This window comes from Streptomyces sp. Je 1-332, from assembly GCF_040730185.1.
In the GTDB taxonomy this organism is placed as follows: Bacteria; Actinomycetota; Actinomycetes; order Streptomycetales; family Streptomycetaceae; genus Streptomyces.
Map to the genome: position 1 here is coordinate 7,625,768 of NZ_CP160402.1, position 18,345 is coordinate 7,644,112.

The following is an 18,345-nucleotide window of genomic DNA, read 5'->3' on the forward strand; positions in this document are numbered from 1 at the left end:
CCTCGCTCTCTGACGCCCTCGCCGCCTGGCGCCCTCGCGCCCTCGCGGTCTCGCCGTCTCGCCGTCTCGCGGTCTCGCGGTCTCGCGGTCTCGCCGTCTCGCCGTCTCGCGGTCTCGCGGTCTCGCGGTCTCGCGGTCTCGCCGTCTCGCGGTCTCGCGGTCTCGCGGTCTCGCGGTCTCGCGGTCTCGCGGTCTCGCGGTCTCGCGGTCTCGCCGTCTCGCCGTCTCGCGGTCTCGCGGTCTCGCCGTCTCGCCGTCTCGCGGTCTCGCGGCTTCGCGGTCTCGCCGCCGAGCTTCACCGCCCCCGTCGGCGGTCTCCAGTGCGCAACCCCTGGAGCCGCGGGCCCCCGTAGCGCCCGCGCGGACTCCGCACTCCTCGTCGTCTGAGCCCCTGGGGCGGCCCTGGCGCCCCAGGGACTCGGCGCGGGCAGCGCACTTCACGTGCGGCCCGCGGTCATGCCGCCTGCGCGTGCCCGACGCCGTCCTCTCCGCGGACGGCCTCCGCGCGCACGCGGGCGCAGCTGGTGGTGATGAGGCGGGAGACGTGCATCTGTGAGATGCCGAGCTCCTCGGCGATCCTGCTCTGCGTCATGTCCTCGAAGAAGCGCAGGTACAGGATGGTGCGCTCACGCTCAGGCAGCCGCCGCAGGCCGGTCTTGGCGGCCTCGCGGTCGGTGATGCAGTCGTAGGCGGGGTCGGTCGCTCCGAGGGTGTCGGCCAGGCTGAACCCATCGGGGTCGGCGGAGATCTCGGCGTCCAGCGAAAGGGCGCTGTAGCTCGTCATGGCCTCCATCCCCTCGCGGACCTCGTCCTCGGTCAGTCCCGCGTGCTCTGCGATCTCCGCGATACCGGGTTCGGCGTCGCTGCCCGGCCGGTCCATGAGTTCGCGCCGTACGACCCGGACCTTGTTGCGCAGCTCCTGGACACGACGGGGAACCCGGACGTCCCACATGCGGTCGCGGAAGTGCCGACGCAGTTCTCCGGTGATGGTGGGGACGGCATAGCTCTCGAAGGCCCCGCGCTCGGGCTCGTACCGGTTGACCGCCTTGATCAGACCCATCGCGGCAACCTGCCGCAGGTCTTCGAGGTTCTCGCCCTTGTTGCGGAAACGGCTCGCCAGACGGTGTGCCATGGGCAGCCAGGCCGTCACGATCTCTTCGCAGAGCAGGTCGTACTCGGGTCCGCCCTCGAGCGTCGCCAGGCGCGCGAACGCCGCCTCGGTGTCGGGAGCGTCGTCGTGGAGGTGCCGGGTTCCCGTGCGACGGCGGGTGGAGGGGGCGGCGAGATCGGTAAGCATAAGGAATCGCTCCTCAGCGGTGGGCGAACAGGTGACCGCGGAGAAACGGGAGGGCCCGGAGCCGGACGTCCGACGGGAGTGGGCATACCGCTCCCCGCGAATGCGCCTCCGGTCCGAAGCACGAACTCCGCCTGCCCCCGGACTCGGAGGGGAAACAACCACCAGCTGGACGCGTTGCGTTCGGAGCCACGCGGCATCGGACTCCGAACCGCGTCGAGCGGCCGCACGGGGGTGCGGCCGCTCGATGGCTCCCCGGGCGGGGCCCGGTGTCATGGCGTCAGGGCGAGGGAGCACCGCCCGCGGTGTGCCGGCGGTGCGTCAGCAGGGTGCTTCTACGGACAGCAAGGAGTCGTCCGCGGGCCGGGCGCCGGGCAACTGGTGGCTCGCGGCCACCAGGGCGGCGTCGATGTCGCTGGTGCCGGTGGCCAAGCACAGGCTGTAGGCGACGTCTTCGTACTCCTGGCGGCTCTCGGCGCTTCCCTGGTCGGCCCGCAGCACGGCCAGGGCCTTGTAACGTTCCACCAGGTCTTCCAGGACCACGGGGTGTGCCAGCAGCATGAGCATCCTCTCTCGGGGGTTTGCGGTGCGACCGTCGCTTCGCCCGTCTGCCCGTGGCGGAACTGACCAATCCGCGGTGCGGTGAGGCGAGGGTCACTTCGGACGGGACCCCGCTGACGCCCCTGAGCGAGCCGACGCCGCGTCGCGCAGGGCGTGCAGCCCGGCGGCCACCAGAGGATGTGCCGCGCTGCCGCGCCGCACGGCGGTCAGGAAGCGTCGCGTGGGAACGGGCGTGCCGAGCAGCGGTACCCGTACGACCGCGTGTTGGGGGAGTGGCACGATCCCCGGCATGAGACAGATGCCGAACCCCGCGGCCACGAACGAGGAGACCGCGTACCACTCCTTGACCTGATGGGTGACGCGGGGAGTGAAGCCGGCCGCCGTGCACGCCGCCATCACCAGTGGGTAGGTGTCGTTGTTCGCCTTCTTCACGATCCACGACTCCCCTGCGGCTTCCGCGAGTTCGACTCCTTCGGGCCTGGCGAGCCGGTGCCCCTCGGGGACCAGCAGGTCCTGGCGGTCCGTCAGCAGCGGCGCCTGCTCGAAGCGGGCGTCCGTCACGGGCGGCGCGTCGGGGCCGGGCAGTACGAGGGCCACGTCGGCCTCCTCCGCGAGCAGCATCCGGTAGCACTCGGCGCTCTCTTCTTCGACGACCAGCGACTCCACCTGGGGATGGGTCTCCCGCAGCAGGGCGGCGGCCGGAGCGCCGAGCGCGGACAGCGCCGAGGACACTCCGCACATCCGCAGCGTGCCCCGCGTCCCCTCGGTGCTGACAGCCTGCTGGGCCAACTCGGCCCGGGCCGCTTCCCATTGCGTCCGTAGCGCGCTGGTGTGCCGCAGGACGATGTGCGCGGCCGGTGTCAGGCGGACCCGTCGCCCCTCGGGACTCAGCAGCTCCACTCCCAGATCGCGGGCCAGCAGCCGCAGTTGCTGAGATACGGCCGAGGGGGTCAGGTGCAGGGCCGCGGCGGTCGCGGTGACCGTGCCGTACTCGGCGAGCGCCTGGAGGACGTGGAGCCGGTGGTCGATCATGCAGGCAAGCCTAAACGGTCGTATGCGGAATCATTTGCTGGACGTGCACGTTCGCTGTGCTGAGCCTGGACGCATGACGAAGTTTCCCGCCCCCGCGCTGATGCTCGGCAGCGTGCTGAGCCTCCAGTTCGGGCAGGCCCTGGGCAAGCAACTCGCCGATGCCGTCGGCGCGCCCGGAGCCGTGGCCCTGCGCCTCGGCCTCGCCGCGGTGCTCCTGCTGCTCCTGTACCGGCCCTCATTGCCGCGCAACCGTACGGACGTGGCCCTGATCCTCGGCTTCGGAACGGCCATCGCCGGGATGAACCTGATCTATCCCGCGCTGCTCCTGCTGCCGCTGGGGCTGGCCAGCGCCCTCCAGCTCCTCGGCCCGATCACCCTGGCGGTGCTGACCTCACGTCGCTGGCGCGACGCGGGCTGCGCCCTCCTGGCCGGATGCGGGGTGTGCCTCTTCCACGTCCCCCACGGCGCCGGGTTCCCGCTCCCCGGCGTGCTGCTCGCGCTGGCCGCGGGAGCGTCGATGGCCGCCTACCTTCTCCTGAGCAAGAAGGCGGGAGCCCGGAGCGTGGGAGGCGGTTCGCTGGCCCTGGCGGTGAGTTGGGCGGCGGTTCTGACGCTCCCCCTGGGTGTGGCCGACGCGGGGACCGAACTGCTCACCCCTCGCAACCTGCTGCTCGGCATCGCGCTTGCCGTGCTCTCGGCCGTCATCCCGTACTCCTTGGAGCTGGCAGCTCTGCGGCGGCTGCCCGTCCGAACGGTGAGCGTCCTGACCAGCCTGGAGCCGGCGAGTGCGGGCCTGGCGGGCGTACTGGTCCTGGGCGAGGACCTGGGCGTCCCGCAGTGGCTGGCGTTGGCGTGCGTGGGAGCGGCGAGCGCCGGGGTGGTGGCCCCACGGCAGACGCCCGTCGGCGCCCGGCGTGAAAGCGAACGCACGGCAAGGGCCTCGGGACGTCCTTGACGCCCCGAGGCCCGCAGTTGGCGATCCGCTCACAGTGATCCCCCGGCAGAACTGTCCACCGGGGAGTTCAGAGGAGAGCGTCAGGCCAGCATCCCCCTGCGGAGCTTGGTGAGGGTGCCGGTGAGCAGACGGGAGATGTGCATCTGGGAGACGCCGAGTTCGGAGCCGATCTGCGACTGGGTCATCTCCTGGCCGAAGCGCAGTTCGAGGATGCGGCGCTCCCGTTCGTCGAGTTCGTCGAGGAGCGGTGCCAGGGTGTGCAGATTCTCGACGGCTTCCATGGCCGGGTCCGGTCCGCCCATCACATCGGCCAGGGTGCGCGTCGGCGTGGCCGCGCTCTCACCACCATCCGTGGGCGCCTCCAGGGAACCCGCGGTATAGCCGTTCGAGGCGACGAGGCCTTCGTTGACCTCTTCTTCGGTGAGGGAGAGGTAATCGGCGAGTTCCTTGACGGTCGGGTCATGGTCCAGATGGGCGGAGAGCTGCTCCTTGGCCTTGGCGAGCTCCGCGCGCAACTCCTGGAGCCTGCGCGGCACATGCACGGCCCAGGTGGTGTCCCGGAAGAACCGCTTGATCTCGCCGAGGATGTACGGCACGGCGAAGGTGGCGAACTCGACCTCACGGCTGAGGTCGAACCGGTCGATCGCCTTGATGAGGCCGATGGTGCCGACCTGGACGATCTCCTCCATGTCGCCGTTGCCGCGGTTGCGGAACCGGCGGGCCGCGAACTGCACGAGCGTCAGGTTCATCTCGATAAGGGTGTTACGTGCGTACTGGTACTCGTGCGTGCCCTCTTCCAGGGTCTGCAGCCGGTCGAAGAACAGCTTCGAAAGGGCTCGGGCGTCCTTCGGGGCAATCTTGTCGGTGTCCTCGATCCACGGCAGCTCGCCCTCGACGGCGGACACCTCACCCAGGGCCGGCGTCTCGCCCAGGCCAGGCGTCTCGTCGTTTCGTACGGTCTCGGCAGCCGATTCAGAGATCAGTGACATGTTTCTAACTCCCCTGGTCTACGAAGCTTCCTCGTACCGCCCCTGCCCCGGCTGGGGAGAGGCATGTGCGTTGACCCAATTTTTCTTGCTGTGGGGAAATAGTTGTCCCCGTGCATCGTACGATGTTGGAGGTTGCCCGGCGTTCGGCCAGGCAGTCGCCGGGCTGACAGTCCCAGCCACCGGAGTGACTCATCGGGCGCGCCGTGTTGGACTGAGTGCACGCCCCCAAACGCCGAAGGCCGACGGACGGGGTGTGCTGTCGGCTGGGTCCTCAATTCGGCGTGGCTTAGTGAGAAGCAGGAAACGTGGACAGATTCGCTGTCGTCGAGCGGGCGCTGCGCAGTGCGGCGCCCCATGCGCTGCTCGATGTCGTGACGGGGGCGTTGCGGGAGCAGTACGGGGTCGAGAGTGTGGAACTGCGGCTCGCCGACTACGGCTTGACGACCCTCCAGATGGTGGAGGACGTGCCGTTCACCACCGAGCCGGTGCCCATTCATGCCAGTCCGCAGGGCAGGGCCTTCGGTGCGCAGGAACCGCGCGTCGAGTCGGTGGTGGCGGGCACGGCGACCATTCATCTGCCGGTGACCGTCCGGGGTGACCGGATGGGCGTACTCACCGTCACCCTTCCCGAAGCGCGCTTCGAACCGGCCTACCTGCTGGAGATGCAGCGCATCTGTGAGGCGCTGGGCCACGAGATCCGGGTCGCCGAACGAGACACCGATCTGTACCTTCTCGCGCGCAGGGCCGTGCGCCTCACGCTCGCCGCCGAGATGCAGTGGCAGTTGCTGCCGGGGCGTTCCGTGTCGCGTCCGGAGTTCCAGTTGGGCGCACATCTGGAACCGGCGTACGCGATCTTCGGCGACAACTTCGACTGGTCGGTCTCGCCGCGCCACCTCACGCTCACCGTCACCAACGGCATGGGTCAGGGGATGGAGGCGGCGCTGCTCACCAACCTCGTGGTGAACGCGCTGCGCAACGCACGCCGCGCAGGCCTCGATCTGCCCGGTCAGGCGAGCCTCGCCGACCAGGCCGTGTACGCGCAGTACAGGGGCGAGTTGCACGCCTCCGTCCTGCTGCTGCGCTTCGATCTGGCCACCGGTGAGGTGGAGGCCGTCGACGCCGGCTCGCCCCGCATGTGGAGGTATCGCGGGCGAACGGTCGAGTCCGTCGACTTCGACGCGCAGCTCCCCCTGGGGATGTTCGAAGAGACGGCCTACGTCTCGGAACGCCTGCGACTGGAACCGGGCGACCGCATCCTGGTGGGCAGCGACGGGGTCTACGACAGTGTCTCGAAGGCGGGGGAGCGGTACGGGGAGCGGGCGCTTGCCAGGTCCCTGTCGGCACATCGTCTGCTGCCGGCGTCGCAGGTGCCGCAGGCGGTGCTGCGAGATCTCGGTGAATACCGTGACTCGTTGCCGTTGGACGATGACGCTCTCGTGGTCTGCCTCGACTGGTTCGGACGGTAGTCGAGGGCAGGGCGAGGGCGAGGCCGCAGAGGAAGGCGACGGCGGAGACGGAGCGGTCTGAGCGCTCGACGGCTTGGTCTAGCCGACCGAGCGCCAGGTTCTGACTCCGTCGTTGTCCTCGGCTTCGGTCGCCACGTCACGGAAGCCCCTGAGTCCTTCGAGCAGGGCACGGCGTGCCTTGGGCGGCATGGCGTCGATGGTGGCCATCAGTATGCTCTCGCGCCGCTTTCGCAGGTCGGAGAGGTAGGCCTTGCCGTGGCTCGTCAGATGAAGCTCCAGTTCCCGTCGGCTGACGGGGCTGGGTGTTCGTTCGATCAATCCCGTGGCCTGGAGGCGGTCGCACAGGCGGCTCACCGAAGGGGGAGCCGAGCCCAGGGCTTCGGAGAGCATCCGCAGGTTGATGCCCTCCTCGCGGTCCAGTGCGTAAAGGAGGCGCAACTGGGACGGTGAAACAGGTCGTCCCGTCGGGACAGCCTCACGCCCCCGCTCCCACATGACTTCGAGCAGTTCGATGAACTCGGAACCCGCATGAGCCGCATCCCGAGACCTGCGATCGGGTTCGGGACTCAGACCCATATCGATGACACTCCGATCGGCGTTGTCTCACTTGTACATCTTGCCACCGGGGCACGGTCCACACCCTCTGTCCCGGTCGGCCGGTGAAGACACTCAGGTCGCGGAGCCCGGGGGCCCCGATGGGGCACAGTGCGAGAGGGCGCCTGCGGAGCACGCGGCACCGGATCGCGTCTCGGCGCGGGCGGTTGTGCCAGGAAGCATAGTGGAAACCGCCCTGAGCTTTGCTGGCCGGTCGAGGATTTGCGGAACGATTCGCCGCTGGTGCCCGATCCGGCTCCCTCAGGCATGAGACGTCAGATGTCTGATGCCTTGCTAGCGTGGAGACTCGGCTCGGGTATCGAGAGGGGTCAAGAGGTGGGGAGGTCATCCGTGTCCGGTGCGAAGCCCGGCCGGCAACTGCTCCGGCAGGAAGTCGTCGAGGGCATCAAGCGCTACATCCTGGAGGAGCGGCTGCGCCCCGGCGACCCGCTGCCCACCGAGCCGGCTCTGTGCGAGGCGCTGGGCGCGAGCCGCTCCAGCGTGCGCGAGGCCGTCAAGATCCTCAACGCCCTGGACATCGTCCAGGTCCGCCACGGCCACGGCACCTACGTCGGCCGGCTGAGCCTCTCGGCCCTGGTGGAGAGCCTCACCTTCCGTGGGCTGCTCTCGCCGGGCGACGACTTCCAGGTCCTCGCCGACCTCGTCGACGTGCGCGAACTCGTCGAGCGCGGGATGGCCGACCGGATCGTCACCACGCTCAGCGCCGGCCAACTCGACGCGCTGGAGCGCCTCGTGGCTTCCATGCGCGAGGGCGCGGGGGAGGGGGCCGGGTTCGTGGCGGCGGACCGGGCGTTCCACGCGTTGCTCGTGGAACCGCTCGGCAATGAGCTCGTCGACCAGCTCTCGATGGCCTTCTGGGATGTGTTCGCGATCCTCGCGCCCCAACTGGACGGGTTCACGCACGCCGACGAGACCGAGACCATCGCCGCGCACCAGAGCATCGTGGACGCCGCGCGGGCCGGTGATGTCGCCGCCTTCCTGAAGTCCCTGGGCGAGCACTACGCGCCGGTGCGGCGCAGGATCGCCGAGGCTCGCACCCGGGACGCCGCGCGGGCCTGACCACCGACCGCATCTGACCGGGGTCAGATCACGCGGAAGAGATCGGCTGCCGCGTGGACGTCGGTGAGGTCCTCGACGGCGCGGAGGTTGTCGCACAGGGCATCGAGGACCGAGCCCGCCTCGGCGGCGGGCGGGGCGCCGACGGCCACACCGAAGACACGGAAGCCCAGCCGGCGCTTGGCCTCGTTCCAGCCGCGCGTCCATTCCTCGCTCACGCCGCACTCGTCGTCGGTGAGCAGCACGATGTCGCCGCGCGAGCGGGCGGCGTCGTCGAACTCCTCCTCAAGGAGGTCGACGGCTGCCGACAGCGGTCTCTGGTAGCTGGTGCCGCCGCCGAGGAAGGTCTCCGCGAAGTCGACGACCCGGGCGATGTCGGCGGCCTCGTCAGCCGGGAAGCGGAAGACCTGGAGCTTGTCGGCGGCGGCGAACAGGATGCCGACGAAGTCCCGGCCGGCGCGGCGGGCCTGGTCGAAGAGCGCCAGGGCGCACGCCTTGGCCCACGCCTCCCGGGTGACCCCGCCCGGCCCCTCCACATACATGGAGTGCGAGGTGTCGACGCAGGCGATGACGGCGCCCTTGCCGGTGGACTGCTCTCCTTGGTTGTCGTAGAGCATCAGTTCCCCGGCGGCGTAGCGTGCGGCGAACACCGCTCGCAGCTCGGGCAGGCCGAGGTTGGCCAGCTCGGAGGGGATGACGCGGGAGAGATCGTCGCCGAGGGTGACGCCGACGAGCTCCCCGGTGGCGTTCTCCACCTTGCGGGCGCGCTCGCCCTCGGCCATCTGCCGGAAGCGGCCGATCAGCTCGGCCCACTGCGCGAGACGGCTGGAGCGCAGCCGCTCGGCGAGGCGGGCGCGCTGTTCGAACGGCATCCGCTCCAGCCGGCCGGGGCCGACACCCCAGGCCCGCATCAGCGAGGCTTCCTCCCGCACGGCCTCGGCCGCCTGCGATGCCGCGTTCCGTGCGCCCGAACGGATACCGGGAGCCGCAGTCGCGATGGTCTGTTCGGCGTACTGGGCAGCCTGCCGCGCAGCCGTGTGGGCGGACTCGGCGGCGTCGATCGCCCGTTGGAGGGCGTCGGCTTCGGGGGCCTCCACGGCGCCCTCCGCGTCGGTGCTGTCAGCAGCCTCCTGGAGCGCCTCGCACACGGCGGTTGCCGCCTCCTCGGCGTCCTGCTGGGTCTTCGTCGCCCGCTCGGCCTTCTCCTGGGCATCGCGGGAGTGATCGAGGAGTCGGCGCAGTGCGGGGGCCTGGGCCAGTACGGCCATGGCGGCGGCGTAAGGATCACCGGCTGTCTCCCGGTGCAGCTCGGCGAAGTCCGGCGACCCCATCAGGGAGGCCATGACCTGGTGGTTGACCAGCCGGGACGGAGCCATGTGCGCGCGCTCGCGCAGCCGCGGGCCCGCCTTGTAGGCGGCCAGGAACACGTCGGTCAGAAGATCAGTGGCGTGGTCGTGCCGCTCGTTGAGTTCCTCGGCGAACTCGCGCAGCCCGGCCGACTGCTCGTAGGTGTCGCGCCACGCGAGCTGTTCGAACCGGTCCGCGAGCACGGCCGCCGTGTGCCGCTCGGGAGCGGTGGGGAGCGCGAGCCACTTCCCGGCGCCTTTCGCCAGCTCGTCCAGCCTGTGCGGTGTCTCGGCCATGTTCCTGATGCCCCGGTGTCAGACCTGGGCCTGCACCATGCTCGCGTCCACGCCGAGGGCCTCGGTGAGAACGCGGGCGCGGACGGCGCGCTGGCGGCCTGTGACGCGGTCGATGGCTGCGGTGGAGCGGCCGGCGCCCGCCGCCTCGGCACGCAGCGTCTCCAGACGCTTCCCCGCCATGGCGAGCTTGTTGTGGGCCTTCCTGATGACCCAGTCGCTCAGCGCCTCGCGGGACTGCCCGGCCATGGCGTCGAGCTGTGCCTCTATCTCCTCGATGGCGTCGGCGAGCTCGAGCGCCTCCTTGGCGTCGGGGTTCACCAGTTGCAGTACCTCGCGCTCGACGGTCGGGCGCTCGGCGGGGGAGTTCCACAGCACGTGGGTCAGGATCGACAGGTCGGTCTCGGCGACCGCCGGGCGGTCGTCGAGGTAGGCGGAAGCCTGGAGCAGGCCCACCGCTTGGCGCCAGCGGCGGTCGGACGCGATGAGCTCCTTGCGGCGCAGGGCGGCCCGCAGGGTGCATATCGCGTCCACGATCGCGTCAGGGACGTCCACGGCCGGGACGGCTTCGGCCACGGCGTGTTGCAACGCGGCCAGGTCGACCGTGGTCCGGGCCGGCGCCGCCGGGCGGCCCACGGCGGAGCGGACCAGTGCGGCGAAGTTCGAGGGGTCCGACAGATAGCCGACCTCGATCCGTACGAGCAGCCGGTCGTAGATCGCGGCCGAGTCCTCGCCGGTGGGCAGTTCGTTGCTCGCCGTGATGGCTCCGATCAGCGGGCAGCGGATGGGATCGCCCCCGCTCTCGGGGTGGTAGATCCGCTCGTTGAGGTAGCCCAGCGTCTCGTTCAGGGCGGCCGTGGAGCACTTGAAGATCTCGTCGATGAACGCCACGTGCGCGGTCGTGGCACGGCCCTCGTAGACCTGGCGGTACTCACCCCGGGCCAGCGCGGCGACGTCGATGGGGCCGAACATGCGCGTCGGCGCGGTGAACTTGGAGAGGAGGATCTCCCAGTACGACGCGCCGTCGACCCTGCCCGTCAGCTCGCGGGCCAGCTCGGACTTGGCCGTGCCGGGCGGGCCGAGCACCAACGAGTGCTGTCCGGACAGGAGCGTCACCACCAGCGTCCGCACCACGTCGGCCCGCTCGTAGAAGCGGTCCGACAGCTCGTCGCTGATCGCCCGCAGCCTCCTGGCCGTGTCCTGCGCTTCCGGTGCCCCCACCAATTCGCTCCTTGCCTCTACCCCGCCGGGTCCGGACTCCCGTACGGCCCCTCCGTTCTCCCGTACGGCCCCTTCGCCCGAGCACGATAGCCGTGTAGATCTCTCCCAGTGGGAACCCGGGGGCGCTGAACATGCGTCCGGCCGACTCCGGGAGGCGTGGGGCCCAGTGCGCCGCTACGTTGAGCGTGGCCGGTCATTTATCGGAAGGAACAGCCATGGGCGAATCCGCGGTGAACCCGGCCGCACCCACCGAACCACCCACCGATGCCGAACTGCGGGCGCTTGAGCGGTACTGGAGGGCGGCGAACTACCTCTCGGTGGGGCAGATCTACCTGATGGACAACGCCCTGCTGCGGCGCCCCCTCGCCGTCGAGGACATCAAGCCACGCCTCCTCGGCCACTTCGGTACCTCGCCCGGCCTCAACCTGGTGCACGCCCACCTCAACCGGGTCATCAAGGCCCGGCAGCTGGACACAGTCTGCATCTGGGGCCCCGGGCACGGCGGGCCCGCCGTACTGGCCAACTCCTGGCTGGACGGGACGTACACAGAGACCTACCCCGACGTCACCCGCGACGAAGAGGGGATGACCCGGCTCTTCCGCCAGTTCTCGTTCCCCGGCGGAGTGCCGAGCCACGTCGCCCCCGAGACGCCCGGCTCCATCCACGAGGGCGGCGAGCTCGGCTACTCCCTCTCGCACGCCTACGGCGCCGCGTTCGACAACCCCGACCTCCTGTCGGTGTGCGTCATCGGCGACGGAGAGTCCGAGACCGGACCGCTGGCCGCCTCCTGGCACTCCAACACCTTCCTGGACCCGGTGTACGACGGCGCGGTGCTCCCCGTCCTGCACCTGAACGGCTACAAGATCGCCAACCCGACGATCCCGGCCAGGCTGCCCGAGGGACAACTCGACGAGCTGATGCGCGGCTACGGGTACGAGCCCGTGCACGTCACCGGCGACGACCCCATGACGGTCCACCGTGACTTCGCCGCCGCCCTCGACCGCTGTCTCGACCGCATCGCGGCGATCCAGCGCGAGGCCAGGGCGGACGGCGCCGCCGAGCGCGCCAAGGACGCCCCCGGGCCCCGCTGGCCCATGATCGTGCTCCGTACCCCGAAGGGCTGGACCGGCCCCAGGACGGTGGACGGCAAACCGGTGGAGGGCACGTGGCGCGCGCACCAGGTGCCGCTGTCCAACGTCAGGGAGAGCGCCGAGCACCGCCACCAGCTGGAGGAATGGCTGCGCTCCTACCGTCCCGACGAGCTCTTCGACGACCAGGGGCGCCCGGCCTCCGGGCTCCTAGACATCGCCCCGCGGGGCACGCTGCGCCTCGGCGCCAACCCGCACGCCAACGGCGGGCTGCTCCTGCGCTCGCTGCCGCTGAAGCCGCTGGAGGAGTTCGCGGTCGACGTGGACAAGCCCGGCGCCACCATGAACGAGCCGACACGGGTGCTCGGCGGCTATCTGCGGCAGGTGATGGCCGACACCGCGGAGCGGCGCGACTTCCGGCTCGTCGGCCCGGACGAGACCGCGTCCAACCGGCTCGACGAGGTCTACGGGGCGTCCGGAAAGGCATGGCAGGAAGAGATCTACGACGTCGACGAAGACCTCACCCGGCACGGACGGGTGATGGAGATCCTCTCCGAACACACCTGCCAAGGGTGGCTGGAGGGCTATCTCCTGACGGGCCGTCACGGACTGTTCTCCTGCTACGAGGCGTTCGTGCACATCGTGGACTCGATGGTCAACCAGCACATCAAGTGGCTGCGCACCACCCGCGAGTTGCCCTGGCGCGCGCCCATCGCCTCACTGAACTACCTGCTGACCTCGCATGTCTGGCGCCAGGACCACAACGGCTTCTCGCACCAGGACCCCGGCTTCATCGGCCACGTACTCAACAAGAGTCCAGAAGCGGTACGGGTCTACCTGCCCCCGGACACGAACACCCTGCTCTCCACCGCCGAGCACTGCCTCGCCTCACGTGACTACGTGAACGTGATCGTGGCCGGCAAGCAGCCCGGTTTCGACTGGCTGAACCTGGACGAGGCACGGGCCCACTGCGCGCGGGGCGCCGGTGTGTGGACCTGGGCCGGCACGGAGGCCCCCGATCAGGAGCCCGACGTCGTACTGGCCTGTGCCGGGGATGTGCCCACCCTGGAGGTGCTCGCCGCCGCGAGCCTGCTCCGCACCCACCTGCCGAACCTCGCCGTGCGGGTGGTGAACGTGGTGGACATCGCGCGACTGATGCCGGAGGGCGAGCATCCGCACGGCATGCCGGACGCGGAGTTCGACGCGCTGTTCACCCGCGACAAGCCGGTGATCTTCGGATTCCACGGCTACCCGTGGCTGGTGCACCGGCTCGCCTACCGGCGCGCGGTCCACCCGCACATGCATGTCCGCGGCTACAAGGAACGCGGCACGACCACCACGCCCTTCGACATGGTGGTCGCCAATGACCTGGACCGTTTCCGCCTGGTGATGGACGTCGTCGACCGGGTGCCGGGCCTCGGCGTCCGTGCGATCGAGGTACGCCAGCGGATGAAGGACGCGAGGCTGCGCCACCACGCCTATGTGCGCACACACGGCGTGGACCTGCCGGAGGTGCGGGACTGGGCCTGGCAGGACTGAAGGCCTGGCAGGACTGAAGGCCCGGCAGGACTGAAGGCGCGGCAGGCTGATCCGGCCGTCGAATTTCGGGTGCCGTGGCGAGGGTGTCGGTGCAGACTCGCCCCATGGCGGACATGGGGGCGTTCCGGGACGCGGTCACCGACTGGGCGGCCGACGGGCTCGGCAGGGCGGCCAGTGAGTTGGCCCTGCGGGCGGGGGTGCGGACGGCGGTGCTGCTCGAGGGGCCGAGTGATCGCGAGGCCGTCGAGGCGCTGGCAGTGCGGCATGGCCGGGACCTGGCCGCCGAGGGGGTCTGCGTCGTCCCGATGGGCGGCGCGATGAGCATCGGCCGCTACACCGAGCTCCTCGGGCCGCCGGGCCTCGGGCTGCGTCTCGCGGGACTGTGCGACGTGGGCGAGCGGCCCTTCTACGACCGTGCTCTGGAGCGGGCGGGGGCGTCGCGCCGGGATTTCTTCGTGTGCGTGGCGGACCTGGAGGACGAACTCATCCGCGCACTGGGCACGGCGAGGGTCGAGGAGGTCGTCCGGGCCGAGGGGGACCTGCGGGCCTGGCAGACCTTCGTCCACCAGCCCGCACAGCATGACCGGCCCCGGCAGCAGCAGTTGCGGCGCTTCCTCGGAACGAAGAAGGGGCGCAAGATCCGCTACGGCCGCCTCCTGGTCGAGGCCCTGGACCCCGGAACGACTCCGGCCCCGCTCGATGACCTCCTCGCGAGCTTGTGAGGATGACCTCCTCGCGAGCTCGCGAGGAGGGTCAGAAGGGCACGGTGGGTCAGAAGGGCATGCGGCGGTCAGAAGGGCATGCGGCCCCGGGTCCGCCGGCCGGCCGAGCCGCTGCGGCCCACCGCCTTGGAACTGCTGCGGAACGGCTTGCTGAAGAGCCGGCCAAGGATGCCGGGGGCCTTGCTACCGGCGCGTGAGCCGGCCCCCAGAGTGCGCTGGGTTCCCCGCTCGGGGTGTCGCGAGAGACGCGGCACGAAGAAGGCGAGTACGGCCAGAACGATACAGACAGCGACTATGCCGACAATGATCACGAAAAGCTCCCTGTGTCGAGGCGTTCCTGCCGTGTTCCCTGCCCGGCGAGGTGTATGCCGGGGCCCACCCCCGTCCCCCTCACGGCCTCGGCATTCCGACCGGTACAGTCGGCTCGCCGCTCAGCCCGTGCCGGACCGGGCGCCGCGGCCCGATGCTCTCTCGTCGCGTACCGGCCAGGTGACACCATGACCAGTACGAAGGAACCGCCCGAGCTGACTCCGCGGGCCACGGAAGGGGCGGTCGCGCCGGTCGCGCCATCCGTGGAGGACCGGGTCACGCGGATACGGCGGCGCCTCGAGCGGCTGATAGGCATCGCGGCGACCGAGGGGAACGCGCTCACCCCCCTGCGCAACGGCGACGAGATCTTCGCGGCGATGCTCGCCGGAATCCGCCGTGCCGAGCACACCGTGGACATGATGACGTTCGTGTACTGGAAGGGTGACATCGCTCTCCAGTTCGCCGAGGCGCTCGCGGAGCGGGCCCGTGCCGGGGTGCGGGTGCGGCTGCTTCTGGACGGGTTCGGCAGCCGCCTGATCGAGAGCGAGCAGCTCGACGCGATGGAGCGGGCGGGGGTGCAGGTCGCGTGGTTCCGCAAGCCGCTGTACCTCTCCCCGCTCAAGCAGAACCACCGCTGCCACCGCAAGGTGCTCGTCGTCGACGAGGAGACCGCGTTCACGGGCGGGGTGGGGATCGCGCAGGAGTGGTGCGGCAACGCACGCAACGAGCACGAGTGGCGTGACACGCATGTCGAGGTGCGCGGGCCCGCGGTGGACGGCATGGCGGCGGCGTTCGCACAGAACTGGGCGGAGTCCCACGACGAGCTCTTCGACCACCGGGACCGCTTCATCGAGCAGCAGCCGCGGGGCGAGGCCATCGTGCAGGTGGTGCGCGGCTCGGCCAGCCTCGGCTGGCAGGACATGCAGACCTTGATCCGGGTGATGCTGGAGTCGGCCGAGGAGCGCTTCCGGCTGTCCACCGCGTACTTCTCCCCGGACGCGTACTTCATCGAGCTGCTGTGCGACGCCGCGCGGCGCGGGGTCGAGGTGGAGATCCTGCTGCCGGGCCCGCACACCGACAAGCGGGTCAGCCACCTCGCAGGCCAGCACTACTACGAGGATCTCACCGCCTGCGGGGTGAAGATCTTCCAGTACCAGCCGACGATGATGCACGCGAAGATCATCACTGTCGACGGTGTGGCCTCGCTCATCGGCTCGACGAACTTCAACCGTCGCTCCCTCGATCACGACGAGGAAGTCATGCTCGCGGTCCTCGACCCGGAGTTCACCGCAACGCTCGACGACCACTTCGAGGACGACGTGACGGCCAGCGAACTGATCAGACCGGGCCGCTGGAAGAGGCGCTCCGTACTCCAACGGATCAGAGAACTCTCCGTCCGCCCGATCCGCCGCTTTCTGTGACGTGGGGCCCTGGCCGGACTCAGCGCATTCCGGGTAGCCGCCGGAGTTCGCTGATCTTCATCAACCGCGCGAGGAAGAGGTATCCGAGGACCGTCGTGCACACTCCCGCAGCGAGCGCGGCGGCGGTCGGCCACGTTCCACTTCCGGGCCCGGCGCACACCTGTGCGACGGCCCAGCCAAGACCTGCGGCGGGGCCCGCGGCACAGAACAGCTTGCCGTAGGTGCGGCGCAGGCTGCCGTCGTCGATGCGGGCTCCGAGTTTCCTGCGCAGCAGGTACGCCGTGAGCGCGAGGCCGGCCAGGTAGGACAGGGTGTAGGCCCCCGCCATGCCGACGACCGCCCAGCGGGTGGGCAGCAGCAGATGGCAGACCGTGGCCAGAACGATGTTCACCCCCGCGATCCAGGCCGCCATGAAGAAGGGCGTACGCGTGTCCTCCAACGCGTAGAAGCCGCGCAGCAGGAGGTACTGGGCGGAGAACGGGATGAGGCCGAGGGCGAAGGCCTGCAGCATGTACCCCAGAGGGCGGGCCGATGCGGCATCCGCCGCTCCGTGGGCATACAGCAACGACGCGATCCGCGGCCCCAGGGCGAGGAAGAGGAACGCGGCGGGCACGATGACCACGCCGCTGACCCGCAGGGCCCGGGACAGATCCGCGCCCAGGTCCTTGACTCGCCCTTCCGCCGCGGCCCGGCTCATGCGCGGCAGCAGGGCCGTGACCAGAGACACCGTCACGATGGACTGGGGGAGCAGCCAGATGGTCTGCGCATAGGTGTAGGCGGAGTAACCGGCACCGGCCTCGGGCAGCTCCTGGTCGGCGGTGTTGGCGTAATTCGTGACCACTGTCAGGGCGGCCTGGTTGGCCAGGACGAACAGCAGCGTCCACTTCGCCGCGTGGACGCTGCTGCCCAGACCGGTGCCCCGCCAGTCGAAGCGCGGCCGGAACCTGAATCCCGCCGCCCGCGCGAACGGGATGAGCGCCAGGGCCTGCACGGCGATACCCGCCGTCGTGCCGAGTCCGAGCAGCCGTACCTGACTGGTGGTGATGTCCTCCACCTTGTCGGGAACCGTCATCAGCGTCAGGTAGGCGGCGAACATGCCGATCAGCACGACGTTGTTGAGGACCGGCGTCCACATCATCGCGCCGAACTTCTCACGGGCGTTGAGGATTTGTCCGTAGATGCTGAACAGGCCGTAGAAGAAGATCTGCGGAAGCAGGAACCTGGCGAACGTCACCGTAAGCTCGTACGCCTCGTGATGCTCCGGGGTGTCGCGCATGTACAGGCCCACGATCTGTGGAGCCGCCCACACCGCGAGCGCCGTTCCGACGCCGAGCACGCACACCACGAGCGTGACCAGACGTTGCTCGTAGGCACGGCCGCCGTCGGGTTGTGTCGTCCTGGCCCGCACCAACTGCGGTACCAGGACGGCGTTGAGTGCTCCACCGATCAACAGCGTGTACAGGCTTGTCGGCACGGTGTTCGCCGTGTTGTAGGTGCTGGCCAGCAAGCCCGTGCCCAGCGCGGCGGCTTGCAGCACCTGCCGGATGAGACCCGTCGCCCGCGACACCACCGTGCCGACAGCCATCAGCATCGACGAACGGGCCAGCCCGCCCTGCTTCTTCTTACGCCCGGCGGCAGCATGCCGTCCGCTCGTCCGCCGCTCCGGCGGCATGGTCCGCGCCGCCGGGCTCGCCCCCTTAACCATGCGGTCAACCTACGTTGCCCGGCAGCCGCGGCTGTTGCCGCCCCAGGGTTCACCCCGTGATGGATCCGGTGTACTCCGGGTAGTCCAGGTCGTAGTCCTCGCTGTCGCGCTGCACAGTGACGACGATTTTCTTGCCGTACTTCGTTTCGAGCGCGTTGTCGTCGGTCTTCGTTGTGGACACCCCGGGAGCCAGGCGCCCTTCGAGCGGCTCCGCCCCCTTCTCGAAGGCGGTCACCGAGGCCTGGCCGCCCTTTGTGGCGCCCTCGATGATGAGGGACAGGTCGTTCAGGGCGACGGCGGACTTTCCGGAGTTCGTCAGCTTCAGTTTCACGCGGAAGTCGGTGTTGCCCGGCTCGGCCGACTCCATCAACTCGGTGTCGTAGTCCGTGAACACCTTCGCCTCCGTGACGGACACCTTCAGGCCGTCGGGCCACGTATAGGACTCGCCGAACTTCAGGCCTTTCGGCTTCGCCTCAACTCCGTCTGCGTCGGCTCCCGCGCCCTCGTCGGAGCAGTACTTCGTCCAGTCGGCCTGACTGATGTCCTCGTCGGCGCAGTCGACCTTCTTCGGCGCCGAGTCCTTCGAGCCGTTCGACGACTTCGCGTCGGCCTTGTCACCACCGCCACTGCCGCTGCACGCGGTGAGCGCGGCCAAGAGCATGGCGGCCAGAGCCGCAGTAGCGCGAACGCGCATATTTCCCCCCAAGGTTGAGCCAGGCGAGACACGGTAGC

The 18,345-nt window shown here is 69.8% G+C and carries 16 protein-coding genes; 6 read left to right on the plus strand and 10 right to left on the minus strand.

The genetic code is table 11. The annotated features are described in order from the left end of the window. Positions 1–454: 454 nt before the first annotated feature. The 3 genes from ABXJ52_RS34330 to ABXJ52_RS34340 all read right to left on the minus strand — a co-directional run bounded on the left by ABXJ52_RS34330 (position 455) and on the right by ABXJ52_RS34340 (position 2,887). Positions 455–1,297 carry a SigB/SigF/SigG family RNA polymerase sigma factor gene (locus ABXJ52_RS34330; protein ID WP_367047612.1) on the minus strand — a complete coding sequence of 281 codons (843 nt, stop codon included), beginning with the start codon at positions 1,295–1,297 and terminating at the stop codon, positions 455–457. 318 nt (positions 1,298–1,615) lie between these two features. After that, the gene (locus ABXJ52_RS34335) at positions 1,616–1,855 is read right to left on the minus strand and encodes a DUF5133 domain-containing protein (RefSeq protein WP_367047613.1); all 240 of its coding nucleotides are present in this window, start codon (positions 1,853–1,855) and stop codon (positions 1,616–1,618) included. Between the two features lie 93 nt (positions 1,856–1,948). Continuing rightward, positions 1,949–2,887, minus strand: a complete 939-nt coding sequence (locus ABXJ52_RS34340) for a LysR family transcriptional regulator (protein ID WP_367047615.1) — start codon at positions 2,885–2,887, stop codon at positions 1,949–1,951. Between the two features lie 73 nt (positions 2,888–2,960). Here ABXJ52_RS34340 and ABXJ52_RS34345 point away from each other — a divergent pair, with 73 nt between their 5' ends. After that, positions 2,961–3,842, plus strand: a complete 882-nt coding sequence (locus tag ABXJ52_RS34345) for an EamA family transporter (RefSeq protein WP_367047616.1) — start codon at positions 2,961–2,963, stop codon at positions 3,840–3,842. A gap of 80 nt (positions 3,843–3,922) precedes the next feature. Here ABXJ52_RS34345 and ABXJ52_RS34350 read toward each other — a convergent pair whose 3' ends face one another. Further along, positions 3,923–4,831 (minus strand): RNA polymerase sigma factor SigF, encoded by a 909-nt coding sequence (locus ABXJ52_RS34350; RefSeq protein ID WP_367047617.1) that lies wholly within the window; start codon positions 4,829–4,831, stop codon positions 3,923–3,925. Between the two features lie 305 nt (positions 4,832–5,136). Here ABXJ52_RS34350 and ABXJ52_RS34355 point away from each other — a divergent pair, with 305 nt between their 5' ends. Beyond that, complete coding sequence (locus tag ABXJ52_RS34355) at positions 5,137–6,297, plus strand: PP2C family protein-serine/threonine phosphatase (protein WP_367047618.1); 1,161 nt, start codon at positions 5,137–5,139, stop codon at positions 6,295–6,297. A 78-nt stretch (positions 6,298–6,375) separates the two neighbouring features. Here the strand turns inward: ABXJ52_RS34355 and ABXJ52_RS34360 are convergent, their stop codons facing one another. Beyond that, positions 6,376–6,873, minus strand: a complete 498-nt coding sequence (locus ABXJ52_RS34360) for a MarR family transcriptional regulator (protein ID WP_367047620.1) — start codon at positions 6,871–6,873, stop codon at positions 6,376–6,378. 369 nt (positions 6,874–7,242) lie between these two features. On the opposite strand from ABXJ52_RS34360, the gene ABXJ52_RS34365 reads away from it, so the two are divergent. Further along, positions 7,243–7,971 (plus strand): FCD domain-containing protein, encoded by a 729-nt coding sequence (locus ABXJ52_RS34365; protein ID WP_367047622.1) that lies wholly within the window; start codon positions 7,243–7,245, stop codon positions 7,969–7,971. A gap of 23 nt (positions 7,972–7,994) precedes the next feature. On the opposite strand, the gene ABXJ52_RS34370 is transcribed toward ABXJ52_RS34365, so the two are convergent. Continuing rightward, entirely contained in the window at positions 7,995–9,611 is a 1,617-nt protein-coding gene (locus ABXJ52_RS34370) for a VWA domain-containing protein (protein ID WP_367047624.1), read from the minus strand. 18 nt (positions 9,612–9,629) lie between these two features. Continuing rightward, a complete protein-coding gene (locus ABXJ52_RS34375; RefSeq protein ID WP_367047625.1) occupies positions 9,630–10,829 on the minus strand; it encodes an AAA family ATPase in 1,200 nt (399 codons plus the stop codon). A 215-nt stretch (positions 10,830–11,044) separates the two neighbouring features. Here ABXJ52_RS34375 and ABXJ52_RS34380 point away from each other — a divergent pair, with 215 nt between their 5' ends. Together ABXJ52_RS34380 and ABXJ52_RS34385 are read left to right on the plus strand one after the other, a co-directional pair. Continuing rightward, positions 11,045–13,456 carry a phosphoketolase family protein gene (locus tag ABXJ52_RS34380; protein WP_367047627.1) on the plus strand — a complete coding sequence of 804 codons (2,412 nt, stop codon included), beginning with the start codon at positions 11,045–11,047 and terminating at the stop codon, positions 13,454–13,456. A gap of 104 nt (positions 13,457–13,560) precedes the next feature. Continuing rightward, positions 13,561–14,178 carry a TOPRIM nucleotidyl transferase/hydrolase domain-containing protein gene (locus ABXJ52_RS34385; RefSeq protein WP_367047628.1) on the plus strand — a complete coding sequence of 206 codons (618 nt, stop codon included), beginning with the start codon at positions 13,561–13,563 and terminating at the stop codon, positions 14,176–14,178. A 68-nt stretch (positions 14,179–14,246) separates the two neighbouring features. On the opposite strand, the gene ABXJ52_RS34390 is transcribed toward ABXJ52_RS34385, so the two are convergent. Beyond that, positions 14,247–14,489, minus strand: a complete 243-nt coding sequence (locus ABXJ52_RS34390) for a DUF6411 family protein (RefSeq protein ID WP_367047630.1) — start codon at positions 14,487–14,489, stop codon at positions 14,247–14,249. Positions 14,490–14,675: 186 nt separating this feature from the next. On the opposite strand from ABXJ52_RS34390, the gene ABXJ52_RS34395 reads away from it, so the two are divergent. Then, a complete protein-coding gene (locus ABXJ52_RS34395) occupies positions 14,676–15,908 on the plus strand; it encodes a phospholipase D-like domain-containing protein (protein WP_367047631.1) in 1,233 nt (410 codons plus the stop codon). Positions 15,909–15,927: 19 nt separating this feature from the next. Here the strand turns inward: ABXJ52_RS34395 and murJ are convergent, their stop codons facing one another. Continuing rightward, positions 15,928–17,613 carry a murein biosynthesis integral membrane protein MurJ gene (gene murJ / locus ABXJ52_RS34400; protein WP_367047633.1) on the minus strand — a complete coding sequence of 562 codons (1,686 nt, stop codon included), beginning with the start codon at positions 17,611–17,613 and terminating at the stop codon, positions 15,928–15,930. A 49-nt stretch (positions 17,614–17,662) separates the two neighbouring features. Then, the gene (locus ABXJ52_RS34405) at positions 17,663–18,307 is read right to left on the minus strand and encodes a hypothetical protein (protein WP_367047634.1); all 645 of its coding nucleotides are present in this window, start codon (positions 18,305–18,307) and stop codon (positions 17,663–17,665) included. Positions 18,308–18,345: the final 38 nt, after the last annotated feature.

Bases quoted from the DNA above. Each gene is read 5' to 3' on its own strand.
- ABXJ52_RS34330 (WP_367047612.1), bottom strand. From the start codon at position 1,297: ATGCTTACCGATCTCGCCGCCCCCTCCACCCGCCGTCGCACGGGAACC.
- ABXJ52_RS34335 (WP_367047613.1), bottom strand. From the start codon at position 1,855: ATGCTGCTGGCACACCCCGTGGTCCTGGAAGACCTGGTGGAACGTTAC.
- ABXJ52_RS34340 (WP_367047615.1), bottom strand. From the start codon at position 2,887: ATGATCGACCACCGGCTCCACGTCCTCCAGGCGCTCGCCGAGTACGGC.
- ABXJ52_RS34345 (WP_367047616.1), top strand. From the start codon at position 2,961: ATGACGAAGTTTCCCGCCCCCGCGCTGATGCTCGGCAGCGTGCTGAGC.
- ABXJ52_RS34350 (WP_367047617.1), bottom strand. From the start codon at position 4,831: ATGTCACTGATCTCTGAATCGGCTGCCGAGACCGTACGAAACGACGAG.
- ABXJ52_RS34360 (WP_367047620.1), bottom strand. From the start codon at position 6,873: ATGGGTCTGAGTCCCGAACCCGATCGCAGGTCTCGGGATGCGGCTCAT.
- ABXJ52_RS34370 (WP_367047624.1), bottom strand. From the start codon at position 9,611: ATGGCCGAGACACCGCACAGGCTGGACGAGCTGGCGAAAGGCGCCGGG.
- ABXJ52_RS34380 (WP_367047627.1), top strand. From the start codon at position 11,045: ATGGGCGAATCCGCGGTGAACCCGGCCGCACCCACCGAACCACCCACC.
- ABXJ52_RS34385 (WP_367047628.1), top strand. From the start codon at position 13,561: ATGGCGGACATGGGGGCGTTCCGGGACGCGGTCACCGACTGGGCGGCC.
- ABXJ52_RS34395 (WP_367047631.1), top strand. From the start codon at position 14,676: ATGACCAGTACGAAGGAACCGCCCGAGCTGACTCCGCGGGCCACGGAA.
- murJ (WP_367047633.1), bottom strand. From the start codon at position 17,613: ATGGTTAAGGGGGCGAGCCCGGCGGCGCGGACCATGCCGCCGGAGCGG.
- ABXJ52_RS34405 (WP_367047634.1), bottom strand. From the start codon at position 18,307: ATGCGCGTTCGCGCTACTGCGGCTCTGGCCGCCATGCTCTTGGCCGCG.